This is a genomic window from Novosphingobium humi, from assembly GCF_028607105.1.
In the GTDB taxonomy this organism is placed as follows: domain Bacteria; phylum Pseudomonadota; class Alphaproteobacteria; order Sphingomonadales; family Sphingomonadaceae; genus Novosphingobium; species Novosphingobium humi.
Map to the genome: position 1 here is coordinate 2,368,015 of NZ_CP117417.1, position 22,012 is coordinate 2,390,026.

Here is a 22,012-nt window from a genome sequence, read left to right on the forward strand (position 1 = left end):
ATTGCATCACGAAATAAGGCCGAAAAGGTTAATATTAGGCTTAATTTTCACCCCCTCAGAAGAGGGCGAAAAGCCGCCCCGCGACCCAGCCCATCACCACCGACACCGCCACGGCCATCAGCCCGTAGGCCAGCGCTTCCTTTTGCGAAAAATCGGCGACGGCCTTTTCAAAGCCCTGCTTGCCCACCTCGACCCGCGCGATGGCCGATGCCACCACCCGCCCCTTGCGCACAGCAAAGGTTTCGGCGGTATAAACCCCAGGCTGGACGCTGGAAGGCAGATTGATGCGGGCCGAATAGAGCACTCCGCCGTTGATGGTGACGCCCGAATCGTCCTGATGGAACAGGCCCTGCCGCTGCATCAGATCGACAAGGCCGGTGGCGAAATGGGCTTCACGCGCGGGATCGATACTGTCGCTTGGCGAAAGTTGCAGCGAATCGAGACCCAGTTGATAGATCGCGGCCGTGCGCGGGTCGGTAATCTGCCGGATCGGGCGATTGGCCACCACGGCATAGAAACTGGGCACCGAGCGCAGCGTGGTATATTCTGCGTTGACCCACATGCCCGCCACCTTGCGCTTTTCGCGCAGGACCATCGGATGCGCGGGGCCTTCGAGGACCACCACCACATCATAATCGCGCACCGCATTGGCCCCATCAGGCGACATGATCGCGCCAAAGAGCAGCAATTGCGCCCCGGTAAAGCCCTGCCGCAATTCGATGCGATGCTGGGAAATATCGGTGACCAGCACCGGCTCGGCCGCAGCAGCCCAAGGAGTCCCGGCCAGCAGATAAAGCGCAAGCAGGGCGAGCAGTCGCCTCACAGCAGGCTCACCGTAAAGATTTCATCCGGCCGCCATGTCAGCCCCAGCGCCATGCGCGCCGCGACCGCCAGCACGATTGCCGCCAGCGCAAGGCGCAGCTTGACGGGACTTGCCGTAGTGGCGAAACGCGCGCCCAGTTGCGCGCCCGACACCGACCCGATCAGCAACAGTCCGGCCAGCACAATATCCACCGCCCGCGTGGTCAGCGCATGCATCATCGTGGTGGCCATGGTCACGAACAGGATCTGAAACAGGCTGGTTCCCACCACCACCTGTGCGCTCATACCCAGAATGTAGAGCATGGCCGGAACCAGCACGAAACCGCCGCCGATCCCCATCAGCATGGTCAGAATGCCGGTGAACATGCCCAGCAGCAAAGGCGCCAGCGGCGAAATATACAGGCCCGAGCGATAGAAGCGCCACCGCCCCGGCAGGCGCGTCACCAGCGGATGATGCCGACGCTTGCGCACCGGGCGCGCGCCGCCGCCTCCCGCGCGCAGGGTCTGGATGCTCTCGCGCGCCATCATCGCGCCGATCCCGCCCAGCATCGAGACATAAAGCAGGTTGATCACCGTATCGATCTGTCCCAGCGCCTGCAGCAGGCTGAAGAGCATCGCCCCCACCCCCGTGCCCAGCACGCCGCCTGCCACCAGCACCAGCCCCATGCGGTAATCCACCCCGCCGCGCTGATGATGGGCCAGCATGCCCGAGACGCTGGCCCCGGTCACCTGACTGGCCGCCGAGGCCGCCGCCACCGTGGGGGGAATGCCGTAGAAGATCAGCAGCGGCGTGGTCAAAAACCCGCCGCCCACGCCGAAGATGCCCGACAGCATGCCCGTGATCAGCCCAAGCCCGATGATAATCAGGCCGTTGACCGACAGATTGGCAATGGGAAGATAGACATCCATAGCCCCCCCACGCTAGCGCCTGAATGCCGCGCGGGAAAGCCCTGCCCGGCCCATCCCGCCCCGGCCGCGTCAAAAACCTGCGGACAGTGTGAGCGCCGGGCCCGAGGTGGGCATGGCATTACCCTGCACCCGCAACCGATAGTCGATGGCGATCCGCGCGCCCACCTGACCCTGCCGCATCCCGATGCGCAAGGTTGGCCCGATATCCAGCCGGTTCGCGCCCTGCTGCGCGCCGCCCCATGCGCCCAGCCCCATGCGCAGTTCGGCCCCGCCGCCACGCGTAACCACCTGCTCCACCCGGATCTGGCCGTCGATAAAAGGGGTGGCGGCCGCACCGCCCACATAGCCGGCCTGAACATAGGTTTCGGCCTCCAACCGCCCGCCCAGCCGCACCGGCGGAATTTCGGTGACCAGGCTGACCGCCGGGCGGGCGTGGGTCTTGCCCGATTGAAACTGGCTGGCGCGCATTTCGGCCATGGCGATTACCGGCACGGCCGGAACAGGGCGCAGCGACAGGCCCGCGGCCACCTCGCGCTCACCCGTGCCGTTCAATGCCCCATAGGCGCGCGTATAGGCGGTCAGCTTATGCGCCTCGCCGGGGATCAGCCGATAGCGCAGCACCGCGCCGATCTGGTTGGCGCCATAGGTCGGCCCATAGGGCGCGCTGCCCCCGGCCAGAGCATGATCGTTGCCCCCCTGCCGCATCAACAGCCAGCCATCGCCCGACCAGCGCCGCTCGGCACCGCGCCGCCCGGCGGTCTGGCCCAGCGGTTTCTCATGCGTGGCCATCAACTCGCCTGCACCATCCTTATCGGTCTCGACCGGCACAGAGGTGATGTTGCCCATGCCGTCACGGCCCGGCTGAAGCCTGCGGTGACGAGGCGGCCGGACCTGCATTTCGGCAGGCAAAGGCAGGCTGACCATGGCGGCCATATAAAGCACCTGCTGGGTGACGGTGCGCATCGCCCTCGCGCGTGCCAACCGGGCCAGCGGTGCTGTCGAGGTCAGCGCCGCAGGTTGCAAAGGCGCGATCGGCAAAGGGAGCAATGGTTCGGCCAACACAAGTCGAACCATCCCGGGCGCGACATCCTCCATCCGCGTCGGCCCGGCAAAATCATGGGGCACCGCCGCAACCGCGGACGAGCCGGGCACGCCTTGCCATGGCCGCAGCGCAAGCCGGGGCGCGGCGGGCCGCTCCGCACTGAGATCATCAGGGCGCATCGCCAGCGACAGACTTTCCCAGGTTGCCGTGCGTCCTCCCATCCAAAGCATCAGCACAGCCGCGAACATCACCAACGGTTCGCCCCGCTTTCGAGGTCGGCGGAACCGGTCCGGCAAGGCGTCGCGATGAAGCATCAGGCAATATTTTCCAGCGCACCCGGCCGCGGCATGGCCGAGGCCAGCAGTGAGGGATGAACCCTATGATCGGTCTTGTCCCAAATCACCCGCGCGCCGCCCAGACTGCGGCAATAGGCCCAAAGCGCACGCCGCGCGGCCAATATCATCACCACATTCGCCACCGGCAGCCGCAAGGGCGCCAAAAGGCCCTCGCGCCAGCCATATTCGCGCCCGGTGAACAGCGCGCGCATGAACGAACGCCAGATCAGTCCGATCACGCACAGGTTCATCGCGTAATGCAGATAGGCGGGCGGCGGCGCCAATTGCGGCATGTCCTTGCCCAGCCAGAAACGCGCCACGGCCAGAACCCCCTCGACCAACAGCAGAATATAGGCGGCAAACAGCACCAGCGCGATCAGCGGCCCGCGCCGGTCACGAACCGACATCCAGATATCGACCAACCGCATGTTCCACCCCAAACGATCCCAGCCTTGAAGGCAGATGCCATGCATCCAGCGCGTCTTTTGCCGTACCGAGGTCAGCACCGTATCGGGGAAATAGGAGCGCGTGCCGATGAGATTGCCGTCGGCATCGCGGCAACGCAGAAAACAGCCGCGCCCGCCCAGATGCGGGATCAGCATGCCCAATTCGTAATCCTCGGTCAGGCAATCGGCGGCAAAGGGGCCATCGACCGATTCCATCATGCGGACCTCGCCGATCAGTTCGAGCATGTCGCGCGAAAAGCCGCAACTGACGCCCGCAGCGGGCAACCCCGCACCCAGCGCATCGCGCACCGGCATCGCGCGGGCATGGGCCTCGGCAAATTCGTCGCAATAATGGCCAGCCACCCAATGGGCGCCATCGGGAATTTCGGGGCGGACCGGCAATTGCACAAATTCCACGTCCGACAGAGCCCGGTCGATCAGCATCAGTTCGAGCGGATGGACCATGTCCTCGCTGTCATGCAGCACAATGCCCTTGAAACGCCGCCCCAGCCTTTGTTCATCCGCGCACATCGCCTTGTAGATGCGGTTGAGGCAATCGGCCTTGGTGGTGGGGCCGAATTTGTCATGGATGACAATGCGCAGGCGTGGATCGCTGCCGCCGATCGCGGTGACCGCGGCCACCGTGGCCGGGTCATTGCAATAGCAGCCTATATACAGAATATATTCGCTTTCTTTCCAGCAGCGCAGCATATTGGCCACCGTCGCGCCGATCACGTCGGCCTCGTGCCAACAGGCGACAAAGACCGCAAGGTGCCCTTCAAGACGCCCTTGCGATACATCTTGCGAGAGATATGGTGTACGAAAACCCGGTTTGAGGCGCATGCAGAACCAAATGGCATCAACAGCCAATTCATCCACCATACCGATCACAAACCAGAAGAGCGCAAAGAGCAGCAATTCCCGCTCGATCAACAGCAGCCACTCAACTACGGTCCAGCCACCCCACGCGGCAAAGGACATCGACGAGATAACCCCCTTGTTGGCACCTACGAGCATCCAAGTAATAAGAATCACTTATTGAAGCAATGCCAATTCTCGGCAAGAGGGACCGGTGACGCCATTTTTCATTAGAACGCGCGGTTTTGTCCAAAATCTTGCGCACAATCAGGAAGTTCTCGCTGGCGTTTTACTGGCTTTCGTTACCATGGTGGCGATAGTGATAAGTAATTCGTCATGGTCATCGGCATGGACACGAATGCTGGACAGGCCGCTATTCGGGGCGGCTCTGCCCCATCTGGCCTCGCTGCGCGATGTGATGGGCAATGGCGTCATGGTGGCGTTTTTCTTCACGGTCGGGCTGGAGGTGAAACGCGAGGTGCTGATCGGCAATCTGGCCGATGCGCGGCAAAGGCGGCTCCCCGTGCTGGCTGCGCTGGCGGGCATGGCGGCGCCGGCTGCGATCTATCTGATCGTAGCGCGCCATCATCCGGGCCTCCAGCGCGGATGGGCGATTCCCTCGGCCACCGATATTGCCTTTGCCATGGGCGTCATGGCGCTGCTGGGACGCTGTGTGCCGCGATCCTTGCGCCTGTTCCTGCTGACCGTGGCGGTGGTGGACGATATTGGCGCGGTGATCGTAATCGCGCTGGGCTATACCGCCCATGTTGATCTGGTGTGGCTGGGCACGGGGACGTGCGTGCTGGGGGCGGGCATGGCGCTCAACAGGATGGGGTGCAAGCGGGTCTGGCCCTATGGGCTGATGGCGGTCGCGCTATGGTGGTGCGTGCTGCATTCGGGTGTGCATGCCACGGTGGCGGGCGTGCTGGCCGCGCTGACCGTGCCCATCGCGCTGGACGAACGCCATGACAGCCCCCTCCTACGCCTCGAACACGCGCTGGCACCGTGGAGCGGTCTGGTTATCGTGCCGATGTTCGGACTGGTCAATGCCGGGGTGCAATTGGGCGGCCCGGTGGGCGACATCACGCTGCCGGTGGCGATTGGCGCGGGGTTGGTGTTGGGCAAGCCGGTGGGCGTGATGGGAGCGATGTGGCTGGCCGAAGCCACCGGATTGGCGCGCAGGCCCGAGGGCGTCAGTTGGCTTCAGGCGCTGGGCGCGGGGCATTTGGCAGGCATCGGCTTTACCATGAGCATGTTCATCAGCACGCTGGCCTTTGCCCCCGATCCGGCACGGGAAAACGCTATCCGCCTGGGCATTCTGACCGGGTCGCTGATTTCGGGCGCGGTCGGGGCGATGCTGCTGCGGCTGGCTCGCAATGACGGAGGCCGAGGCGGTTGAAACACCCCGGCCCCGCGCTTTACCAACTGCCGGTGTTGGGCATGGAGGCCCAGGGTTCGGCAGGCTCCAGACGGCCATTCTGCAACAGTTCGATGCTGATCCCGTCGGGCGTTTTGACAAAGGCCATATGGCCATCGCGCGGCGGACGGTTGATGGTCACGCCCGCATCGGCCAGCGTCTGGCAGGTGGCGTAAATATCGTCGACCTGAAACGCCAGATGGCCGAAATTGCGTCCGCCGGTATAGGTCTCGGCGCTGCCGTCCTCGGCGGGCCAGTTATAGGTCAGCTCAACCTCGTAATCCTGACCGGGGCAGGCCAGATAGATCAGCGTGAAACGGCCCTGCTCGCTGGAAAAGCGGCGCGTTTCACGCAGGCCCAGCAGGCCGAACAAGGCGATGGTCGCGTCCGGGTCGGTCACGCGGATCATCGTGTGCAAGAATTTCGTCACGGCTATTAACTCCACTCGTCGCCAGTCATGTGCAGCGCGGCCCAAACCGCCGTTATCCTGCGCAAGACATAAACGCCCCGCCATCGGGGCATTGGGGGCACAAATCATCATGGCCGCGACCCGTCGGCATGAGCAAGATAGAATTTCCGATTCAGCGCCGCCACCATCCGGTTTTTTTCGCGCCTTTGCGCGGCAATGCCAGGCTGACACTGTGCGGGCGGCACCGGCGAAGGAAAAAGAATTTGCCGAAACCCCACGCGTGGTCACAACCGCCCATTATCCGCAGAAATGCGCGCACGCCCCCGACCCATTTGCCTAACAGCCCTTAAACTTGACCCTGATCGGCGCGCCCCGTAAGGCCATGGGGTTCACGAATATAGGGCAGACAGAATTATGCTAGGAGCGTTGCGCAAGTTGTTCGCAGGCACAGCCTCGGCCAGCCCGCCGCGTATCCCTGATGGCCAAAGGGTCTTCGCAATTGGCGACATCCATGGACGGCTCGATCTGTTCGAGGCGCTGATGGAGGCGATCGAGGCCGAGGACCAGCAGCGCGGCCCGGCCCAAACCACCGTCATCCTGCTGGGCGATCTGATCGACCGCGGCCCGGCCAGTCTGGGCGTGCTGGCGCTGGCCCGACAATGGCAGCAGGGGCGCCGCGCGGCGGGCAAGGCGATGCATATCCTGATGGGCAATCATGAGGAAATGCTAATCCACTCGCTGGAACGGATCGAGGTGCTGCGCCAATTCGTCCAGCATGGCGGGCGCGAAACGCTCATCAGCTTCGGGATCGACGAAAAGACCTATGCCGATGCTTCATGGGAAGAACTGCAGGTCCTGATGCAGCAGGCCATCACGCAGGAATGGATTGATTTCATTGACACCTTTGAAGCATGCCTGCAGATCGGCGATTATGCCTTTGTCCATGCCGGTATCCGCCCCGGTGTTGCTCTTGAGGCGCAGATACCGGCCGATCTGCGCTGGATCCGCGAGCCGTTCCTGTCGAGCGAACAGGCCCATGGCAGTGTGATCGTGCATGGCCACACCATCGCCGATGCTCCCGAAATTCGGCGCAACCGGATCGGCATCGACACGGGCGCCTATCAATCAGGGCGCTTGACCGCCTTGTTGCTGGAAGGTGAGGAGCAATTACTGCTTTCCACCGTGGTCGACGAAGACAAAATCAGCATTCGTCTCGAAAAATGAACGAATAGCGGCAAGCCTGCGCGCGGTCATCGCGATGGTTGGTCGAACAAAAACAACATGCGCAGCGGGTCGGTTCAGGGCTTTTCCGCGGTTCGCGCTTTCCCGGAGAATACGCCGGCGGTGCGAAAAACTGCCGAAAACGCAGGAGGCGCCGGGACCATCATCCCGGCGCCTTGTGCGTTCTATTGCAATGTGGCCGCGCCCTCATCGCCATCGCGGCGACCATAGAATTGCATCAGTTGCACCAGCAATTCGCAGCGCTCGGTCAGATCGCCGCATTCCAGCAACGCCTGTTTCGAGGCCGCGTCAAAAGGCGCGATCTGGGCCACGCCATTGATCAGCGATTGGTCATCCAGCCGCGTCACCTGTTCCCAATCGACCGCATAGCCCTGCGCATCGGCAAAGTGGCGTGCCTCGCGCTCGAACATTGCGCGCTCGACCGCGCTGATGACCTGATGTTCGGCCTCGGGCAGCAATTCAGCCTCGACCTGACGGAAGGGCGTCACCACCGTCATTTCGCGCAGGATGCGAAAGCGCGCCTCACCCACCAGGATGATGTTGAAGCGGCCGTCGGGCAGCGCCTCGACCTCCTGAATATGGCCCAGCGTGCCGACCTCATAGAGCGGCGCCCCCTCCTCGGCCTTGTGCGGCTGGATCATGCCGATGCGCCGATCCCGCGCCAGCGCGTCGGACACCATGGCCCGATAGCGCGGCTCGAAAATATGCAGCGGCAGGCTGAGGCCGGGATAAAGCATCGCGCCGGTAAGAGGAAAGATCGAGACGCGCATCGATCAGCCAAACAGGATGGTGGACAGCTTGCGCCGCTGGGCCGAGACCCATGCGTCCTCAAGGCCGATGGCCTCGAAGATCTGGAGCAGCTTGGCGCGGGCGGCGCCTTCATTCCATGTCCGGTCCGCCGCGATCAGGCGCAGCAGCGTGGCAGCCGCCGCATCGCGATCGCCCGCGGCAAAGGCCGCGCTGGCATAATCAAACCCAGCCTGATGGTCATCGGGGGCGGCCTCGGCCGCCGCCTTCAGCGCGGCCAGTTCGCCATCCTCAGGCGCATCCTTGGCCAGTTCGAGCGCCGCCTTGGCCCGCTCCACCGCCGGATCGGCGGCCAGCGCCGGATCAAGCGCGACCAGCACCGCCTCGGCTTCCTCAACCTGACCGCCCAGCAGCAGCGCGCGAATCAGCCCGGCGTGGGCCGCCGCACTGTCGGGGGCGATTTCGGCAATCTGGCCAAAGATACTGGCAGCGCGCTCGCCATCGCCCGCATCCAGCGCTTCCTCGCCCATCGCCAGCAGCGGCTCGAGGTCGGGCTTGGGATCACCGGCGGGCTGGATCGGCAATTGCTTGAGCAATTGATCGAGCATCGCCTTCAACTGCGATTCGCCGCGCGCATTGGTCAGGTCGGCAATCGGCTGTCCCTGAAAGATCGCATAGACGGTCGGGATCGAGCGGACCTGAAACTGGCTGGCGATAAAGCCTTCCTCGTCCACATTGACCTTGGCCAGCACGACGCCCTTGTCGGCATATTCGGCCGACACCTTTTCCAGCACCGGGGTCAGCGCCTTGCACGGGCCGCACCATTCGGCCCAGAAATCGAGAATCACCAATTGCGTCATCGAAGGCTCGACCACCGCCTTGCGGAAGCGATCAACGGCTTTCTGTTCTTCGATGCTCAGGCCAAGACTTGCCACGCGGTACTCCATCCGTCTGTGCGCCCATCCGGCGCCTTGCCCCCTATGTGGACCTTTCGCGGCATTTGTGAAGGGATAAAGCGCGTTTTGCACCATGGCAAAGATGATGGTGCGGCGACTGATTTTCAATTTTCCGCCATGAAAATGAAAAGATGCAAAGATTGTGCTTGGCAAGGTGAAAGAGCCTCGTTAAAGGGCCGCCTCACCCCGCAACGGAGCGCCCCGCTCCATTGCCGAAACGCCAGAGCGGGCGTAGCTCAGGGGTAGAGCACAACCTTGCCAAGGTTGGGGTCGAGGGTTCGAATCCCTTCGCCCGCTCCAAGTTTCACCCGGCCACACCCCGTGGGTTTGGCCAAGCCCGAGCGGGCGTAGCTCAGGGGTAGAGCACAACCTTGCCAAGGTTGGGGTCGAGGGTTCGAATCCCTTCGCCCGCTCCAGTTTTTTAAGGTGCAGCCATTTGGCGCACCCGCCCGAGCGGGCGTAGCTCAGGGGTAGAGCACAACCTTGCCAAGGTTGGGGTCGAGGGTTCGAATCCCTTCGCCCGCTCCAGTCTTTCCAGACACCATTGACCAAAGGCGGCGCACTTGCGCACGCCGCCCTTTGCTTTACGCCTTCAACCGCTCCGCATGCCATGCCACATGCTCGGCCATGAAGGTCGAGATGAAGTAATAGGAATGGTCATAGCCCGACTGCATCCGGATCGTCGCGGGCTGACCGGCTTTCTCGCAAGCTTCCACCAGCAGTTGCGTTTTCAACTGTCCCTCAAGGAAACCATCCGCCTCGCCCTGATCAACCAGCAGATAGGGCAGACGCGCGCCATCCTCGATCAGCGCCACCGCGTCATATTCGCGCCACGCCCCGCGATCATCGCCCAGATAGCCTCCCAACGCCTTTTCTCCCCACGGACAGTTCAGCGGTGAGACGATCGGCGCGAAGGCCGAAACCGAGCGAAATCGCCCCGCATTGCGCAGCGCGATGGTCAGCGCGCCATGCCCGCCCATCGAATGGCCGGTGATGCCCTGCCGCGTCATATCCGCCGGAAAATGCTCGGCCAGCAAAGCGGGCAATTCGGTCTCGATATAGGAACGCATGCGAAAATGCGGTGCCCACGGCTGCCGCGTCGCATCGACATAGAAACCCGCGCCCTTGCCAAAGTCATAGGCCTCGTCATCGGCCACATCATCCCCGCGCGGCGACGTATCGGGCGCGACAAAGATCACCCCCGCCTCGGCGCAGTCCCGGCGGAATTCGCCCTTCTCGGTCACATTGGCATGGGTGCAGGTCAGACCCGAGAGATACCACAGCACCGGCAGGCGCGCGTCCGGCACATGATCGGGCACAAAGACCGAGAAGGTCATACGCGTGCCGGTCTGTTGCGAATCATGGGCATAGACCCCCTGCGTGCCGCCAAAGCTGCGGTTGGTGCTGATCACTTCCAATGTCATGTCATGCCTCTCATTGCCCTGTTCTCGCGCCCTTGGCGAAGTGCCGAGAAAATGCCCTAAAACTGTTGCCGCACAAGGAATCTTACTTTGTAAAATCGGACATACGTTACAGTTCGACGCTTCTTCAAGGGGCCAACAGCCTCGGTTCGCCTTATTCCCCCTTGCCTTTGGCCGCTATTCCCTGCACGTCCCGCAACACCCTATTCATCCGGCGTTCACTGTGCGAGCGCCACTCGCCCCATTCGGGGTAGACATTCGAAAGACGAAGGACAGACACGGACATGGCCCGGTCGATTAACTTGCTCAGCCGCACCACCCGCGCGCGCCGTTTTGCGCCCATTGCCCTTGCGTCCACCGCGTTGATGACGCCGGGTGTGGCCTGGGCCGATTGCACGGCCAGCGGCTCCACCGTCACCTGTTCGGGCACCTCGGCGGCCTATACGAACACCGCTTCGGGCGTGAATGTCTCTGTCACCTCTGGCTCGAGCGTCACGGCTCCGCTGGTGATCGGCACATCGGGCACGCTGACCAACGCCGGCACGGTGACCAACACCGGCGCGGTTTACGGCGTGCAATATGGCGACAACGCCGCGATCACCAACAATGGCACGATTACCTCGACCAGCAGCACCTCGGGCGCGGGCGCGATCACCGTGGGCGCCAATTCGACCGTGACCAACAATGGCACGCTGACCGCCTATTCGGGAACGCCCGCGATCAACTTCGGCGTCAACGGCACGTTCATCAACAACACGTCCGCCACCGCCGCCGTGACCGGCAACATCGTCTATGGCACCAACACCGACGGCAACCGCGCCTATTTCTACAATTACAACACCACCTACGGCTTTACCGGCGCGGTGACCGCCAGCGGCAGCATCACGGCTGTCAACAACGGCATCTTTACCGGCACGTTCAGCCAGTCGCCGGTTTCGGCCACGGTCGGCACCAATACTGTCTCCTTCACCAACGGCTTTGGCGGCACGTTCACCGGCGTGTTTGCCTCGGGCGACAACACCACGCTGAGCAATGCGGGTACGATGTACCTGTATAACGGCAGCACGGTTGGCTATTATTACACCACCGGCGGCACCTCGACGCTGACGAACAACAACACCACGGTCAACACCGACGGCACGATCACCAACAGCCAGCTGTGGATCGGCACCGCTTCGGCCCCTGCTTTGGTCAAGGTCTATGGCAATTACATTCAGGGCGCCAACGGCACGCTGAACATCCCGATCTATCCGGCGGGCAGCGCGACCACGGCGGCGGGCACCACTTACAGCCAGCTCTACACCACCGGCACGGCCTCGCTGAGCGGAACGCTGAACCTCAATGTCACGGCAGGCTTCTATCCCACCGGCACGCTGTTCAACGTGATACATGCCGATGGCGGGATCACGGGCAGCTTCTCGTCCTTCACCGTCAACACCGGCACCAACCTGCTGTTCACCACCTTTACCGATCTGGGCATCCAGCCCGCCTCGTCGGGCACGGGTTCGGATTACCGGGTTGCCGCCACGCATAATTCCTATGACACGGTGATGGCCGCCAATGGCGCCAACGCCAACCAGATCGCCATTTCCAAGGCGCTGGGCCATACCGACGGCACGGTTGCGGGCACGACGGGCCTGCTGGCGACCGCCACCGCCAGCACCGGTTCGGATGCCGCCACGCTGCTGGGCACGGTCGACATTCTGGGCGTTTCGGATGCCAAGCTGTTCCTCGACGAAATCTCGCCCGAGGGCTATCTGGCCTATGCCACGGCGCTGCGCGATCAGGCCAACCTGTTCCACCGCACCATCGACATGCGCCTCAAGGATCAGAACAGCGACCATCCCGAAGACGGCTGGTGGCTGACCCCGATGGGCCAGGGCAGCTTCTCCTCGACGGCCTCGACCGTGGGCGGCTATCGCACCCGCGACCAGATCACCGCGATCGCGGCGGGCTATGACTTTTCCGGCCCCAGCCATGTCTATGGTCTGGCGGTCAACCTGTCGTGGGACAAGCTGCATTACGCGCTGGCCAATCTGACCGGCACGAACCGCGATTATGCGGTGGCGGCCTATGTGGGCAAGAATTTCGGCCCGCTGCACCTGACCGGCATCGCCAGCTATCACATGGGCAAGATGAGCGCGACCAAGCTCATCACCATCGGCGCCTATTCGCGCACGGCCACGGGCTCTGCGGGCGAAGATCTGTTCAAGGCCACCGGCAAGGTCGGGTTTGAGCTGAAGGCCAATGGCTGGACGGCCGAACCCTTTGTCGGGATCGACTTCAACAAGGGCAAGATCAAGGCCTTCACCGAAACCGGGGCGGGCGCGGCCGATCTGAGCGTCAACGGCATCAGCGCGGATCGCACCGAATGGCTGGCCGGTCTGTCGCTGACCCGCTCGAAGGGCATGCTGCGCCCCTATCTGACTGCGACCTATCGCTCGAAGATCACGGGTTCGGGCAACACGGTGACGGCGCTGATGAACGGTCAGGCTGATACCCAGTTCACCGTGACGGGTCTGGCCCAGGCCAACAGCCAGGTCGACACCAACGCCGGTATCAACTTTGTGTTCGACGATGCGGGCGCGCTGTTCATCGGTTATCAGGGCACCTATCGCAGCAATTACATCGCGCATGGCATCAATCTGGGCATTCGCCTCGAATTCTGATCCATCGCGATCCAACGCAACCATGAAAGGGCGGCGCTGCGGCGTCGCCCTTTTCGTTTGGGCGCCCGTCCTTGCGCGCCTGTCACACAAGCATCACGCAATCGCCATGAGCATGTCACCTCCATCGCCTATCCGGGTGGGAAGGAGACACCATGACCGCCCAGATGCTTGAGAAGTCGTTGATGACCCGCCGCCTGACTGTCCGTCTTGCCCGCGATGGCGATGATCTCCATGCGGTCCAGCATCTGCGCTGGCGGGTGTTTTTCGAGGAAATGGGTGCGCCGGAAGACATGGGCGCCGATCCGGCCAATGCGGCGCTGCGCTGTGACCGGGATGTCTATGACTCGTTGTGCGACCATCTGCTGGTGATCGACGAGGCGCTGCTGGATGCCGGCGCGGCGCCTGCCGATGCGGTGGTGGGCACTTATCGTCTGCTGCGAGAGACGGTGGCGCGGGCGCATTCAGGCTTTTATTCCAGCGGGGAATATGACCTCTCCACCCTGATGGCGCGCGACAATGAAGGCAAGGAACTGCTCGAACTGGGTCGGTCCTGCGTCCTGCCGCAATATCGCACCAGCGCGACGATCTCGATGCTGTGGCGCGGCATCGCCGATTACATCAAGGCCAACCGGATCGGCCTCATGTTCGGCTGCGCCAGCTTTCCGGGCACCGACCCGGATCTTTACGCACCCGCCCTCTCCTATCTCTACCACAACCATCTGGCCGCGCCCGACCAATGCCCACGCGTTCTGCCGGGCAAGGGCGTGTCGATGGAGCGTCTGGAGCGCGGCACCTATGACGAGCGTCGCGCGATGTTTCAGCTTCCCCCGCTGGTCAAAGGCTATATGCGGGTGGGCGCGCGCTTTGGCGATGGCGCGTTCATCGACCATGCGTTCAACACGGTCGATGTGTTTGTGGTCATGCCGGTCGATCTGATCGCCGACCGCTATGCCTCAAGGTTCAGCGCAGCGGCCTAATCGCGCCACCACGGCGGACTCACAGGCGCGGGCCAGCGCCTTGCGATCGCCCGCCTCGATGGGCGTTTCAAACCACACCTCGGCCCGGATACGCCCCATGCCCGCCAAAGTAAGCGCATGGGGCAGCAACTCATCATCGCCGATCCACGCGATCTGCCGCTGCTCCTGCGGGCTGAATGCGCGGCCATCGGCATGGGCATAGCGCAGGGTGATAGGCTGTACCCGCGCGGTGCCCTCGCCGATGCCAGGCACCAGCGCGAACAGGCTGGAACGGAACGGCAGCACGCCATCGCCCAGCCCCGTCGTCCCTTCGGGAAACAGCACCAGTCCGCGCTCGGCCTCCAGATGGCTGGCCAGTTCGGCGGCCTGCGCGCCCACCTTGCCGCGCCGCTCGCGCTCAACAAAGACACACCCGTATTCCGCCGTCAGCCGCCCGATCAACGGCCAGCCCCGCATATCATCCTTGGCCACGAATGCCGCCCGTGTCACCAGCCCCAGCACCGGGATGTCGGTCCAACTGATATGGTTGGCGACATAGAGCGTGCCCGCTGCAGGCATCGGCGTGCCATGAACCTGAACGCTGATGCCAAAGCTGCGCAGCAGCAGCCGCCACGCCAGCACCGCCAGACAGCGCCGCGCCCGCCACCCGGCGGGCATCATCAGCCATGGCAAGGCCAGAACCAGAAACAGCGCCACGCCCACGGCCATGCGTCCATATCGCGGCCCGCGCGCCAACTTGTCCAAACTCACCCGATCCCCCGATGCAAAACGCGTCCCAAGCCTTCCTGTATGACAGGGTGATGACTAAGGCGCCAGTGTTGCGCGGGTTCTGGCGCCCAGACGGGGGATGGCCTGAACATGGCGCAGTGTCCCGCCCAGCCTTGCGCAGATGACCGCCAGCGCCGCCTCGGCATCGGCCAGTGGGCCGCAGACGAAAATGTCAATCGCGGCCAAACCTTCCTCGGGCCAGGAATGGATCGAGATATGCGATTCGGCCAGCAAGGCGACCCCTGTCACCCCCTGCTCCGGCCCGAAGGGGTGAAGATGGACCGAGAGCACATGGACATGGGCGGCTTCGGCGGCTTCGCGCAGCGCCGCCTCGATCAGCGCGACATCGCAAAGCCCATCGCATCCGGCCAGATCGGCGATCAGATGCAGTCCGGTGGCGGGGGCGGCCGTAAATCCGGGCGTCACAACAGGCTCTCCACGCCGCGCCCCAGATGGGCCAGCGCCCGCTCGGCGGCCAGCACACCGTGGTAATGCGCCTCCTCAAACAGCGAGAGGCCCGAAAGGTCGGAATGGGCGCGAAACACCGGGCCATTCATCGCCTGCGCCGCCATGCGCGCCGGATCGCTGCGAAAGCCGACCGTTGGCCGCACCATCGCATGGCCCCAGCGCCAGACATCAATCCGCTCGATCCGCCCCTCCAGTTCGGGATTCATCGCCAACAGATCCGCCGCGATTTCGCGCTGCCACTCGCCCAGCCCGCGCGCCAGCAGGCCCTTGCGCAACGTCACCGGATCACCCTGCGACAAAGCCTGATACCATGTCAGCACTCCCGGCCCATCGGCGGCCGAGGAAGTCTGGTGATTGGCCACGACATAGCCGAGGCTGGCGCTGGTGCTCGAAACATTGTCCCAAGCCAGCCCCGCGCCCGGCCCCCACGGCATGCGCGACACCGCAACATTGGCCACCACCCATGGCGCATAGGAAAAGCGCGACGTCCCGGCAAATCCGGGCGCAACATGGCGCGCCACTAAATCGGGCATGGCCAGAACCACCGCCTGCGCCCTGATCCGCCGCGCCGCGCCCGCCTGATGATCGAACACATCGACCAGCACATCGCCGCCATCGCGCGCAACATGGGCGACGCTGTGGCGCGGGCGCAATCGCGCGCCGATTCGCCCGGCCATCAGCCGCGCCAGCCGGGCATTGCCCTCGGGCCATGTCAATTCGCTCTCGCCCGCGCCATCGGCGGCCCAGCCGCAGCGGCCCGCGAAATAGTGGATGCCCGCCCATGCCGAGACCGCCCCCGGCTCGCTGCCGTAATCGTCACGGGTGCAATAACGCAGATGGGCCAGCAAGGGCGCGGCGGTATAGTCTTCAGCCTTTAGCCAATCGGCAAAGCTGATGCGGTCGAGCGCGGCATAGGTTTCATCACGGCTGGACAGCGCCGAGGGGCTGGTAAAGGCAGGGCGGCCATCGCGGCCCACGGCCCTGCGAAAAGCCTCCATCGCCGCATCGAAACGCCGCCATTGCGCAGCGTCCTGCGGCGAAAGGCCGGTGGTGGGCACAAGGCCCTCCTGCCACTTGCCCCGCCAGAGGAGGCGCTCCTCCAGATCGGCGCAGAGCTGAAACGGATCATAGACGGGAGCGCCCTCAGCGTCCTGCCCCGTAATCATGCCAAAGCCGCGCAGCATATGGATCAGCGCGCGCGCCTCGCGGTTGGGGATGGGCAGGTAATGCGCGCCCCATGGGAAAGCCGTCACGCCATTGGCCCCGCCCCGCGCATTGCCGCCCGCGACATCCTCCAGTTCAAACAGTGCGAAATCGGCAAAACCGGCCTCAGCCAGACGCCAGCCCGCCGCCAGCCCCGCCACGCCCCCGCCCGCGATCACGAGGGGGATGCGTTCCTCCGGCCCGACGGCCTTGGGCAATTTGCCGTCGCGGATCGCATGGCCCCGCGCCATATCCGGCCCCAGCAAGGCGCCGGGGAAAGGCGTGCCGTCTGCCTGTCCGCAACCACCCAACGCCATGCCGACAGCACCCGCCATCCCGGCGGCTACAACATCGCGGCGGCGCCAGAGGTCAGCCCTCATAATGGCTCCATTCCTCGGCAAAGCTGCGCACCAGCGCCTGATTGTCGAGGCGGTTTACCGGTGTCGGGCGGCGCGCCATGTCGGGGGGAAAATCAAACATCAGCGGTTCGGACACAGAGTTGAGATAGCGCAGGCCTGCGGGCAGATGCGCCGGGCGCGCCAGAGAGGTGTGCGCGGCCAGCGTAAAGCCCCATTCGCCAAAGCTGGGCACATAGGTGTGGTAGCCGCGCGTTTGGAGACCCGCCGCCTCCAGCGTCTGCGCCACGGTCCAATAGGATCGCGGCGCCACAAGCGGCGAGGTGGACTGCACCACCATCACCCCGTCAGGCGCCAGCAGGCGCGCCACCTGCGCATAGAAGCTAACCGTGTAGAGCTTACCCAGAGAATATTCGGTGGGGTCGGGAAAGTCGATCAGGATCGCGTCATAAGGCCCCCGCGCCGCGCGGACCCAGCGAAAGGCATCGGCATTTTCGACGCTAAGGCGCGGATTGGAGAGCGAGCCGCGATTGAGCGCGGCCAGTTGCGGCGTTGCGCGAAACATCCGCGTCATTTCCGGGTCGAGATCGACCAGATGCACCGAACGCACCCGCCCATCGCGCAGCACCTCTCGCGCGGCCAGCCCATCGCCCCCGCCCAGGATCAGCACCCGCGCCGGATTGGCCACCCTTCCGAGCACCGGCCAGACCAGCGCCTCGTGATAGCGATATTCATCGCGCGAGGAGAATTGCAGATTGCCGTTGAGATAGAGGCGCAAGTCCTCGCCCCGGCGCGTGAGCACGATACGCTGATAGGGGGTGGAACGGGCATGGATCACGCCTTCGCCATAATAGGCGACCTCGGAAAAGCGCTGGATGCGTTCGGCCAGAAACAGGCCCGCGATCAGGCTGATCGCCACCATCAGCGCGGCGGCCATGTCCACGCTCACTCGCCGCGCGCGCCGCAGCACAAAGAGCAGCGCCACCGCCACCGCCACATTGGCCAGCCCGAACACCAGTCCGGTGCGGATCATGCCCAGATGCGGCACCAGAAACAGCGGAAAGGCCAGCGAAGCGATCAGCGCGCCGACGTAATCATAGGTCAGCACATTGGAGACCAGATCGCGAAAGGCAAAACGCGAGCGCAGGATCCGGATCAGCAGCGGGATCTCCAGACCCACCAGCGCCCCGATCACCAGCACGATGGCATAAAGCAGCACGCGGAAGTCGGCCGCCAACGGAAAGGCCAGAAACAGGCCCGCAGCGCTCCACCCGCCGATGGCCGCGATCATGATCTCGACGCGGATGAACACGCCGATCTCATCACGCCGTACATAGCGCGAGAGGAAAGACCCCACCCCCATCGCAAACAGGTAGGAACCGATCACGGTCGAGAACTGGGTAACGCTGTCGCCGAGCAGATAGGAGGCCAGCGTGCCCGCCAGCAATTCATAGATCAGCCCGCAAGTGGCCACCACCAGCACCGAAAGCAGCAGGATGGCCGCATGGGCCCGCGCAGGCCCCGCAAAATCGCCCGTATCGTCCATCAGCCGTGGATCGCCGCCGCAATGATCATGCTCAGCCCCAACGCCACCGCGCCCGCCAGAATGGCCACGGCCATATTCTGCCGCTCGATGATTTCCTTCCACAATTCGCCCGGCGTCAATTTGTCGACCAGAATGAAGCTGGCCACGAAAACCACAATGCCCAGCAAGGCATAGAACAGCGTGGCAATAATGATCGCAGTCGAAAGCATGGCCATCCCCTTATTTATGCGAAGGCCCAAAGCCCCAGAAACCGCCCGCCCCGCCGTGATGGTGGGTGCGCTCGCCCGGACCGCTGTGCTGGGCCGATCCGTCGGCGAAAGGATCCCACGCGGCCCATCCCGCCCATCCGGCGAAACCCAGCAGCAGCAGACACCATGCCGCATAGAAGATCAGGCCCCGACTCATCAGCTATCCTCTCCGTAAACGGCGGTCTTGCTGGCGCGATAAGCGTAGAACACCGCCCAAGGCGCCGCCGCCAGCGCCACGATCAACCACCAGAGGCCCATCGGAAATCCGCCCGGTTCGACCAGAAAGCCAAGGCTGATCACTTCCGCCTCGGGCGCGGCGGCATTGGCCACACCACCAATGCCCCATGGGTTATCCGGCATGGGCGGGGTGTAATTGTAGGCGCTGGGATCATTCCAGCGCTTTGCCTCGGCCTCGACCAGCAGGTCATAATCGCCTGCGGGAACCTGGCTGAAACGGGTGCTGGTGTGGTGGCTGCCCTCTGCCCAGCTGCCGTCGGAATCGCGCCCCGCGTAATATTCGATTGTGGCGCTGGCGGGAATCGTGGCCTGTGTGGCGCGGTTGACCAGCAGATAATCGAGATCGACCCAGCGATTGGTGAAATCGCTTGCCGCCACCTTGACCGTGACGAACTGATGCGCCGCAGCCAGATGGATCGGCCCCACGGTGATACGCGCGGTGGGGCCGTCAACCGCCACCTGCCCCTGCCCCCTTACACCATCGGCCCCCGATGTCAGCGCGGAGAGCAGAAGAAGGGCAGCAAAGACCGTAACGAGCAACAGCATGGCCATGTGCCATAGGCTGGTGCGGCGTTCGGCGGCCTCTTGCCACAGGCGCGCGAAAAACCCCAATTGCCCCGATTGCGACGTGTCGGGCCGGGGCCGCGCCGGTTCAGGCCGGGCCAGATCGGGGCCTTGCGGGCGGACAAAGGCGTCAATGAGCCGCCCCGGCACGCCGACCAGATGCGTCCATTGCACCTCCTCGCCCTCGCGCCATTCGCGCGAAAGCGAGGCACCGCCGCGTTCATAGCTGCGTGCCACCCACATCTCGCCCGCGCGAACCCGCCAGTAGAATTCTCCGATCACGCGGGCCGTGATGATAGTGACAGGCTCGTCCTCGCCCCGGTACACCTCGCCGCGCCATGCCGCCTCGCCCCAGCGGCCGGTCTCGCGCGGCAGATCGGTCAGCATCGTGCCGAATTGCCATTGCCCATCCGAATGGACCAGCCAGCGATAGCCCGCATAGGGGTTGAACAGGAGATATTCACCCCAGCGATAATCGCCAGCCTGCCGCTCCAGAAAGCCGATGACCTCCCATTGGGTGCCGAACAAGGTGCCACGGCTGCCCAGCGGCAGGGGCAACTGGCGCACGGATTGGTGATATTCGGCAATGACGGCAACATCGGGATTGGCGACATCGAGCACGCTGCCGCAATGGCGGCAGGCGACCGAGACCGTATAACCGGCCGCCTTGACCTCGATCGAGCCGCCGCAGGAGGGGCAGTTAATGGCGCGGCTCATCGGCCCGTTTCCGCCAGATTGTCAGGGATTACCCAATCCTCCACCGCGCGCAGGCGGCTTGGGCGCAATTCGGCCAGTTCGACATAGCGGCCCACATAGGCGCTCAAACGGCCACCATCGCGCTGCACCGAGAGCGCCGCGCCGGTAGTGCTGCGGAAATCCACGCTTTCGATGCGCCAATCATTGGGCGTCGGGAATGGTAGATCACCCTCCGCGCCAAGACATTCCACCTGCTTGATATCGCTGGCGATGAAGGTCACCCCATCTACCTGCATGCTGTCACCCACCCGGAACGCCCCAAAACGCTCCAACAGGTCCTCGCGCTCGGCCAGAATCTGAAACTGCCCCATCGCCTCGCCCAGCCAGCGGGTCGATCCATCCGAAAGCTGGAGCAGCCATTCGTTCCACGCGCCATCGGCCCATCCCCAGCGCACCCGCCCCACCACCGTAAAGCGCGCGCCGTCGACCGCCCCCCCGGTGCCAAGCTGGATGGGGGAAATATCATAGGGCAGCAGCGCCGCCTTGCCTATGTCGCGCATGCCGTCGCGCGCGATCACCGTTTGACAATAACCGCACACGGCATAGGGCATGGCGCCCGAGCGCATCGGCACAGGCGCGCCGCATTGCGGGCAGGTGTTGTTGGCCATGGATGTCTCTTACTTCACCCGCGAGAGGATTTCGGCCTTTTTGGCGTCAAATTCTTCCTGAGAAATCGCCCCTATGGTCAGCAATTTGTGCAGTTTTTCGAGCAGGGCGAAGGGATCTTCCGCCGGAGCTGCGGGCGCTGTGGGCGCGCTCTGGCCAAAGGCTCCGCTCATCGCGCCGCTCAGCATATTGGCCGCCGCCATGCCCGCGCCGATCCCGGCAAGGCCGCTGTCGGAGGCAGGATTGTCCAGCGCCTGCGCGGCCTGAAAACGGGTGTAGCCCGCCATATCGCCCAAGACGCGCATCGAGGAACCCTTGTCGAGATGGGCCTGAACCTCATCAGGCAGGCTAATACTTTCGACAAAGAAGGACGGGCAGGACAGTCCCCATGCGGCAAATGCCATGTCCACCTCGGCCTTGATCGTGTCGGACATGGCCTGCTGATTGGCGGCCAGATCGAGGAAAGGCACCTTGCTGCCCCCCAGCGCGGAGGCGATGGCGGTGACGATGGCGCTGCGCAATTGGGTGTCGAGCGTATCGGCCCAGACCTCACCCATCGTGCCTAGCACCTTTTCGACAAAGAGCTTGAGATCGGCGACCCTGAACGAATAAGTGCCAAAGGCGCGCAGGCGGATCGCCCCGAATTCAGCGTCGCGCACGGTCACAGGCTGGGGCGTACCCCATTTGCGGCCCGCCTGTTCCTTCATGCTGATAAAGACGACATCGGATTTGAAGGGCGAGTTGAACCCTTTGTCCCAATTCATCAGATTGGTCAGGACCGGCATATTGGCCGTTTCCAGCACATGCAGCCCCGCGCCGAAATAATCGGCCACCTGCCCCTCATTCATAAAGGCCGCGATCTGGCCCTCGCGCACGGTCAGTTGCGCGCCATTCTTGATTTCATTGCCCGCCGTGGGCACACGCCATGCGACCTGTCCGGGCACCTCATGCCATTCGATCACATCGATGAACTGTTTGCGCAGGAAATCAAACATGGCAACTATCCTGAA

21 protein-coding genes and 3 tRNA genes are annotated in these 22,012 nt (G+C 63.8%); 7 read left to right on the forward strand and 17 right to left on the reverse strand.

All coding sequences use genetic code 11. From position 1 onward, the window contains the following. Positions 1-55: 55 nt before the first annotated feature. The 4 genes from PQ457_RS11115 to PQ457_RS11130 form a co-directional block, all read right to left on the reverse strand. A complete protein-coding gene (locus PQ457_RS11115; protein WP_273616931.1) occupies positions 56-823 on the reverse strand; it encodes a TIGR02186 family protein in 768 nt (255 codons plus the stop codon). Then, a complete protein-coding gene (locus PQ457_RS11120; RefSeq protein WP_273616932.1) occupies positions 820-1,731 on the reverse strand; it encodes a sulfite exporter TauE/SafE family protein in 912 nt (303 codons plus the stop codon). The genes PQ457_RS11115 and PQ457_RS11120 overlap by 4 nt, the downstream gene beginning before the upstream one ends. Before the next feature lie 69 nt (positions 1,732-1,800). Beyond that, positions 1,801-3,087, reverse strand: coding sequence for a hypothetical protein (locus PQ457_RS11125; protein WP_273616933.1), 1,287 nt, complete (start codon positions 3,085-3,087; stop codon positions 1,801-1,803). Beyond that, complete coding sequence (locus PQ457_RS11130; protein ID WP_273616934.1) at positions 3,087-4,535, reverse strand: glycosyl transferase family protein; 1,449 nt, start codon at positions 4,533-4,535, stop codon at positions 3,087-3,089. The genes PQ457_RS11125 and PQ457_RS11130 overlap by 1 nt, the downstream gene beginning before the upstream one ends. 91 nt (positions 4,536-4,626) lie before the next feature. On the opposite strand from PQ457_RS11130, the gene nhaA reads away from it, so the two are divergent. Continuing rightward, positions 4,627-5,811 (forward strand): Na+/H+ antiporter NhaA, encoded by a 1,185-nt coding sequence (gene nhaA / locus PQ457_RS11135; protein WP_420540936.1) that lies wholly within the window; start codon positions 4,627-4,629, stop codon positions 5,809-5,811. A 19-nt stretch (positions 5,812-5,830) separates the two neighbouring features. On the opposite strand, the gene PQ457_RS11140 is transcribed toward nhaA, so the two are convergent. Further along, entirely contained in the window at positions 5,831-6,259 is a 429-nt protein-coding gene (locus PQ457_RS11140) for a VOC family protein (RefSeq protein ID WP_273616935.1), read from the reverse strand. Positions 6,260-6,664: 405 nt separating this feature from the next. Here PQ457_RS11140 and PQ457_RS11145 point away from each other — a divergent pair, with 405 nt between their 5' ends. Further along, positions 6,665-7,462, forward strand: a complete 798-nt coding sequence (locus PQ457_RS11145; RefSeq protein ID WP_273616936.1) for a metallophosphoesterase family protein — start codon at positions 6,665-6,667, stop codon at positions 7,460-7,462. Positions 7,463-7,644: 182 nt separating this feature from the next. On the opposite strand, the gene PQ457_RS11150 is transcribed toward PQ457_RS11145, so the two are convergent. Then, positions 7,645-8,250 carry an LON peptidase substrate-binding domain-containing protein gene (locus PQ457_RS11150; RefSeq protein WP_273616937.1) on the reverse strand — a complete coding sequence of 202 codons (606 nt, stop codon included), beginning with the start codon at positions 8,248-8,250 and terminating at the stop codon, positions 7,645-7,647. A gap of 3 nt (positions 8,251-8,253) precedes the next feature. Further along, a complete protein-coding gene (locus PQ457_RS11155) occupies positions 8,254-9,162 on the reverse strand; it encodes a tetratricopeptide repeat protein (protein ID WP_273616938.1) in 909 nt (302 codons plus the stop codon). Positions 9,163-9,408: 246 nt separating this feature from the next. Between PQ457_RS11155 and PQ457_RS11160 the strand changes: the two genes are divergently transcribed. The 3 genes from PQ457_RS11160 (at position 9,409) to PQ457_RS11170 (ending at position 9,711) form a co-directional block, all read left to right on the forward strand. After that, positions 9,409-9,483: transfer RNA gene (locus tag PQ457_RS11160), tRNA-Gly, on the forward strand. A 41-nt stretch (positions 9,484-9,524) separates the two neighbouring features. Continuing rightward, a tRNA-Gly gene (locus tag PQ457_RS11165) sits at positions 9,525-9,599 on the forward strand. Positions 9,600-9,636: 37 nt separating this feature from the next. Continuing rightward, positions 9,637-9,711: transfer RNA gene (locus PQ457_RS11170), tRNA-Gly, on the forward strand. Between the two features lie 56 nt (positions 9,712-9,767). Here PQ457_RS11170 and fghA read toward each other — a convergent pair. Continuing rightward, a complete protein-coding gene (gene fghA / locus PQ457_RS11175; protein ID WP_273616939.1) occupies positions 9,768-10,607 on the reverse strand; it encodes an S-formylglutathione hydrolase in 840 nt (279 codons plus the stop codon). A gap of 281 nt (positions 10,608-10,888) precedes the next feature. On the opposite strand from fghA, the gene PQ457_RS11180 reads away from it, so the two are divergent. Further along, on the forward strand, positions 10,889-13,273 hold the full coding sequence (locus PQ457_RS11180; protein ID WP_273616940.1) for an autotransporter outer membrane beta-barrel domain-containing protein: 2,385 nt from the start codon (positions 10,889-10,891) through the stop codon (positions 13,271-13,273). A gap of 152 nt (positions 13,274-13,425) precedes the next feature. Next, positions 13,426-14,250, forward strand: coding sequence for a GNAT family N-acetyltransferase (locus PQ457_RS11185; RefSeq protein WP_273616941.1), 825 nt, complete (start codon positions 13,426-13,428; stop codon positions 14,248-14,250). Here PQ457_RS11185 and PQ457_RS11190 read toward each other — a convergent pair. The 9 genes from PQ457_RS11190 to PQ457_RS11230 are packed head-to-tail and all read right to left on the reverse strand — an operon-like array spanning position 14,227 to position 21,997. Further along, positions 14,227-15,000: a lysophospholipid acyltransferase family protein gene (locus PQ457_RS11190; RefSeq protein WP_273616942.1), complete on the reverse strand. Its 774-nt coding sequence runs from the start codon at positions 14,998-15,000 to the stop codon at positions 14,227-14,229. The two genes, PQ457_RS11185 and PQ457_RS11190, sit on opposite strands and share 24 nt — an antisense overlap. A 54-nt stretch (positions 15,001-15,054) precedes the next feature. After that, on the reverse strand, positions 15,055-15,444 hold the full coding sequence (gene speD / locus PQ457_RS11195; RefSeq protein WP_273616943.1) for an adenosylmethionine decarboxylase: 390 nt from the start codon (positions 15,442-15,444) through the stop codon (positions 15,055-15,057). After that, positions 15,441-17,069 carry an FAD-dependent oxidoreductase gene (locus PQ457_RS11200; RefSeq protein WP_273616944.1) on the reverse strand — a complete coding sequence of 543 codons (1,629 nt, stop codon included), beginning with the start codon at positions 17,067-17,069 and terminating at the stop codon, positions 15,441-15,443. Before PQ457_RS11200 ends, speD begins: the two co-directional genes overlap by 4 nt. Then, the gene (locus PQ457_RS11205) at positions 17,059-18,591 is read right to left on the reverse strand and encodes a polyamine aminopropyltransferase (RefSeq protein WP_273616945.1); all 1,533 of its coding nucleotides are present in this window, start codon (positions 18,589-18,591) and stop codon (positions 17,059-17,061) included. Before PQ457_RS11205 ends, PQ457_RS11200 begins: the two co-directional genes overlap by 11 nt. Then, entirely contained in the window at positions 18,591-18,800 is a 210-nt protein-coding gene (locus tag PQ457_RS11210) for a DUF350 domain-containing protein (RefSeq protein WP_273616946.1), read from the reverse strand. Before PQ457_RS11210 ends, PQ457_RS11205 begins: the two co-directional genes overlap by 1 nt. A 10-nt stretch (positions 18,801-18,810) precedes the next feature. Further along, positions 18,811-18,996: a hypothetical protein gene (locus PQ457_RS11215; RefSeq protein ID WP_273616947.1), complete on the reverse strand. Its 186-nt coding sequence runs from the start codon at positions 18,994-18,996 to the stop codon at positions 18,811-18,813. After that, positions 18,996-20,357: a DUF4178 domain-containing protein gene (locus PQ457_RS11220; RefSeq protein ID WP_273616948.1), complete on the reverse strand. Its 1,362-nt coding sequence runs from the start codon at positions 20,355-20,357 to the stop codon at positions 18,996-18,998. The genes PQ457_RS11215 and PQ457_RS11220 overlap by 1 nt, the downstream gene beginning before the upstream one ends. Next, positions 20,354-21,004, reverse strand: a complete 651-nt coding sequence (locus tag PQ457_RS11225) for a DUF4178 domain-containing protein (protein ID WP_273616949.1) — start codon at positions 21,002-21,004, stop codon at positions 20,354-20,356. Before PQ457_RS11225 ends, PQ457_RS11220 begins: the two co-directional genes overlap by 4 nt. A gap of 9 nt (positions 21,005-21,013) precedes the next feature. After that, positions 21,014-21,997: an SPFH domain-containing protein gene (locus PQ457_RS11230; RefSeq protein ID WP_273616950.1), complete on the reverse strand. Its 984-nt coding sequence runs from the start codon at positions 21,995-21,997 to the stop codon at positions 21,014-21,016. Between the last annotated feature and the right edge of the window lie 15 nt (positions 21,998-22,012).